Source organism: Accumulibacter sp. (genome assembly GCF_031732815.1).
Classification (GTDB): Bacteria; Pseudomonadota; Gammaproteobacteria; order Burkholderiales; family Rhodocyclaceae; genus Accumulibacter.
In genome coordinates this window covers 1-4,618 of the sequence record NZ_JAVMKF010000151.1, presented here as the reverse complement: position 1 = coordinate 4,618, position 4,618 = coordinate 1, and the positions used below count along the sequence as shown (strand labels likewise).

At 66.6% G+C, this 4,618-nt stretch carries 4 protein-coding genes; all 4 read left to right on the top strand.

Translation table 11 applies throughout. The features are described from left to right. Window positions 1-555: 4Fe-4S dicluster domain-containing protein (locus RKP46_RS10350; protein ID WP_311106573.1), on the top strand; the 555-nt coding region annotated here is incomplete at its 5' end. Next, window positions 552-1,292, top strand: coding sequence for a molecular chaperone TorD family protein (locus RKP46_RS10345; protein ID WP_311106572.1), 741 nt, complete (start codon window positions 552-554; stop codon window positions 1,290-1,292). The genes RKP46_RS10350 and RKP46_RS10345, both read left to right, overlap by 4 nt. 122 nt (window positions 1,293-1,414) lie before the next feature. Continuing rightward, window positions 1,415-3,286 (top strand): ATP-binding protein, encoded by a 1,872-nt coding sequence (locus RKP46_RS10340; RefSeq protein WP_311106571.1) that lies wholly within the window; start codon window positions 1,415-1,417, stop codon window positions 3,284-3,286. Next, window positions 3,283-4,617, top strand: a complete 1,335-nt coding sequence (locus RKP46_RS10335; RefSeq protein ID WP_311106570.1) for a sigma-54 dependent transcriptional regulator — start codon at window positions 3,283-3,285, stop codon at window positions 4,615-4,617. The genes RKP46_RS10340 and RKP46_RS10335 overlap by 4 nt, the downstream gene beginning before the upstream one ends. The last annotated feature ends 1 nt before the right edge of the window (window position 4,618 follow it).

Genomic DNA, 4,618 nt, shown 5'->3' with positions numbered 1-4,618 from the left:
GTCGATTGCATCGGCTGCCGCGCCTGCGAGATCGCCTGCAAGGACAAGAACGGCCTGCCGCCCGGTCCGCGCTTCCGGCGCGTGATGTACATCGAGGGCGGAACCTACCCCGATGTCTATGCCTACAAGGTCAACATGTCGTGCAACCACTGCGCCGAGCCGGCATGCCTGCCGACCTGTCCGACCGGGGCGATCTGGAAACGCGCCGACAACGGCGTCGTCGACATCGACTCGACGCTGTGCATTGGTTGCCGCCGTTGCGAAGCGGCGTGCCCGTTCGGCGCGCCGCAGTGGGACCCGATCGAAAAGATCGTCAAGAAGTGCAACCTGTGTATCGACGAACTCGAAGCCAATCGCAAGCCCTATTGCGTGATGGCCTGCATGATGCGCGTCCTCGACATCGGCCCGATCGACAAACTCTGGCAAGGCGCGCATCCAACGCCGGCGATCGGACCACACGACAAGCCGGTCCGCCAGGTGAAGAACATGGCCAACCCGGAGCTGACCACGCCGTCGATTGCCTTCGTCCCGCACAGCAAGGGGCGCGTCGAATGAGCCTGACGCTCGAAGTGGCGCTTGCCCTGGCCGAGGATGTCGCCACGCTCGCCGCGCTGCACGAGCGCGAGCTCACCCCGCCAGTCCTGCGCGAACTGGCGGCGATCGGCTTCCCCGACAACCTCGCCCTCCTGCCGAGGAATGCCGCGCAGGCCGAGGCCTTCGCGCTGATGCGCACGGCGGTGCTCGCTTGCGTCGATCCGGCTACGCCAATGGACGACCTCGCCGCCGAATTCGCCGCCATCTACCTGACTGGCGCCTACGGCGCTTCACCCTGCGAGTCGGTCTGGCTGTCGGATGAACATCTGATCTGTCAGGAAGCGATGTTCGAGTTGCGCGATCTGTACACCGCCAGCGGCTTCGCCGTTCCCGACTGGCGCAAGCGGCCGGACGATCACCTGGTCTTCCAGTTGCAGTTTCTCGCGCGCCGCCTGGCGGCGCTGCGCGACGACGCCGGCCTGCGCGCGCTGGCCGCGTTTCTCGATGAACATCTGCTGCGCTGGCTACCGGACTTCGCCGCACGCCTGGCCGCGCGTTGCGAGCAGCAGTTCTACGCGGCGCTGGCAATTCTGACCAACTCCTGGTGCCAGCAATTGCGCGACCACCTGGCCGAACAACTGCACGAGCCGCGCCCGACACCGGAAGAGATCGTCGAACGCCTGCAGCCGCGCAGTCAGCGCCACCCGTTCGTCGCCCCGGTTCGCTTTGTGCCGGGAGGCGCTGCGCCAAGCTGGTAGAATTCCGCCGCCGGTAGAGAAGTCTGCCGTCCGTTTGCCGGGGAGGTCGTCTTGGCTGTTAATGCCGCTGCACGCAGAATTGCTCTGACGCCGGCCGCGCGCATGCGCATTCGTCGGCCGGCATGACCCCCCGACGCAACACCAACCTGAGCCGTCGCTTGCTGCGCGGCGTCCTGCTCGCCGCCGGCGGCGCGTCGCTGCTCCTCGGTCTGCTCTTCCTTGGCCTCTACCGGCAACAACTCGAACGCGGGCGTGCCGAAGCGTCGCTGCAACTGAATCGCATGCTGCAGGTGACCTGGGAAAACGCCATGTTGAAGCGCGACGTGGACGGCCTGCGCGACATCGTCAGCAAGCTCGGCGAACTCCCCGGAATTCGCGACGTGCTGATTCTCGCCCCGGGCGGCGAGGTGCGCTTTGCCTCCGACCCGCGCAAGCTCGGTCAGCAGATGGCCGAAGTGGCGCGCGCAACCACCGCCGGCAGCCCGGTAAGCCGCTTCCAGGACACCGGCGACCGCGGCGAGGTCCTGCGCTCGATCAACCCGGTGCCGAATCGACCGCCCTGCCTGCCCTGCCATGGCCCGGTGGCAACGCATCCGGTCAACGGCGTCCTGGTCGTCGATTATGACGCGGCGCCGATTCGCGACAGCGCCTGGCGCAGCGCCGCGCTGCTGCTGCTCGCCGGAACCGCGGTGATCGGGCTGACGCTGACCACCCTCTGGCTGCTCCTGCGTCGCCACGTGATTGCGCCGCTTGCCCGACTGGACGCAGCGACGCGCGCGCTCGCCGGCGGCGACCTGACGGCGCGTGCACCGATCGTCGCGCCCGACGAGATCGGCCGCGCCGCCGCCAGCTTCAACAGCATGGCCGAACAACTGGCGCGCCAGCTGGCCCTGGCCGAGGCGCAACAGCGCTATCTGCAGCAACTGCTCGACGCGCTGCCCGACGGTGTACGCGTGATTCGCGTTGCCGACAAGAAAGTCGTCCTGGCCAATCGCGCCTTCGCCCAGCAGGTCGGCCGCACGCCGGACGAGATCCTCGATCGCCCCTGCCATCAGGCCAGCCACGCGCGCAACGAAGCTTGCGTCGCGACGCTCGTGGTCTGTCCACTGAGCGAACTGCAGCAGGTCGGCGCCACGCTGAAAGCCGGTCATCACCACCAGCGCGCCGACGGAAGCCTTTTCCCGGCCGAGATTCACGCCGTACTCGTCGAAATCGACAACGATGGACAGAGCGAGCGCTATGTCGTCGAATCAGTGCGCGATCTCGGCCAGGCGGCGCGCGTCTCGCACGAGCAGCGCCTGTCCGAACTCGGCCTGCTCGCGGCGGGTATCGCGCACGAGATTCACAACCCGCTGGGTTCGGTTCGCCTGGGCGTACAGGGTCTGGTGCGCGACATCCGCGAGCGCGAGCTGGCGGTCGACCAGATCGTCGACTACATGGGGCTGATCGACCACGAAATCGACAACTGCATCGCGGTCACCCGCCGCCTGCTGCTCCTTGCCCGGCCACCGAGCAACAGCCTGCAACTGGTCGTCCTCAACGAAGCGCTGAGCGATACGCTGCGCCTGCTGGAATTCGATGCGCAAACCCACGGCATCGAACAGCAACTCGAACTCCCGCGGCAAGCGCTGCGCGTCCTCGCCGACGAAGCCGAAGTTCGCATGATCTTCCTCAACCTGATCCAGAATGCCCACCATGCCATGCACCATGGCGGCCGCCTGACTGCGCGCCTGAGCGCCGAGCAGGGGCGCGCGGTCATCGAAATCGGCGACACCGGGATCGGCATGGACGCCGAGCACGTCGCGCGCATCTTCGATCCGTTCTTCAGCCGGCGCGCCGACGGCGTCAGCGGCACTGGCCTGGGACTGACCATCGTCAAGAACTTCGTCGAGCACATGGGCGGCGACATTGTTGTCGACAGCGCGGTCAACCAGGGAACGCGTTTCCGCATACGCCTGGCGCTGGCCGAGATGGCGATCGAGGAGGTCGCGTGAAGAAGAAGACTCTGCTCATCATCGATGACGACACGCTGTTCAATGGCCTGCTGCGTCGACAGATGGAGGGCATGGGCTTTGCCGCCGTCGGCGCCGGCTCGTGGGCCGAGGCACAGCAGAAGCTGGGCGAAATCGAACCGAACGCGATCATCCTCGACTACAAGCTGCCGGACAGCAACGCCGAGCAGATTCTCGCCGAGATCCGCAACCAGTACCCGGTGATCGTCCTCACCGGCTACGGATCGATCCCCAACGCCGTCCTCGCCATCCGCCACGGCGCGGCCGATTTTCTGACCAAGCCGGTGAACCTCGACGAGCTCGAACTGACCGTCCGCCGCGTCCTGGAAACCGCCGAACTGCGCGAATCGAATCAGTTCTACCGCACCCAGCTCGCCTCGCGTCGTCCCGGGCCGCTCGTTTTCGAAAGCGCCGCGATGCGCGAGGTGCAGGCGATGATCGACGCTGTCGGGCCGACCGACACAACCGTCCTCATTCTCGGTGAATCGGGCACCGGCAAGGAAATGATCGCGCAGGCCATTCACGACCGCAGCCCGCGCGCCCACCGCGAACTGGTCGCCATCGATGGCAGCGGCCTGCAGGAAAGCCTCTTCGAGTCCGAACTGTTCGGCCACGAACGCGGCGCCTTTACCGGCGCCGATCGGCAGAAGAAAGGGCTGATCGAGGAAGCCGCCGGCAGCACGCTCTTCCTCGACGAAGTCGGCGACGTCGGCACCGCCATCCAGGCCAAGTTGCTGCGCGTCATGGAAACCTCCACCTTCCGTCGCCTGGGCGGCAACAAGACACTGACCACCGACGCACGCTTCATCGCGGCGACCAACCGCGACATCGGCGCCATGAGCCGCAGCGGCAGCTTCCGCAGCGACCTGTTCTTCCGCTTGTCGCGTTTCGTCATCACCGCACCGACGCTACGCTCGCGCCGTGAGGATGTCGAACCGCTGGCGCGCCATTTTCTCGCCCTGCTTTCGCGCACCGGGCCGATGACGCTGACCCCCGAAGCACTGCGCATCCTGAGCGCGTACGACTGGCCAGGCAACGTGCGCGAGCTGCGCAACGCGATCGAGCGCGCCGTCATCCTCGCCCGCCCGGGAACCCAGGTAAGGGCAGAGCACCTCGCGTTCATCCCGCGCGAGCAGACCGGCGAGGTCGTCCTGCGCTTCGAGCACGAACCAACGCTGGACGAGATCGAGCGCGAATACCTGCGCGAGGTCATGGTCCGCTACGGTGGCCACCGCCTGAAAGTCGCGACGGTACTGGGAATCAGCGAAAGGCACGTCTACCGCCTGCTCGAGCGCCACGGCGAGAGTCTCTGAA

Bases quoted from the DNA above. Each gene is read 5' to 3' on its own strand.
- RKP46_RS10345 (WP_311106572.1), top strand. From the start codon at position 552: ATGAGCCTGACGCTCGAAGTGGCGCTTGCCCTGGCCGAGGATGTCGCC.
- RKP46_RS10340 (WP_311106571.1), top strand. From the start codon at position 1,415: ATGACCCCCCGACGCAACACCAACCTGAGCCGTCGCTTGCTGCGCGGC.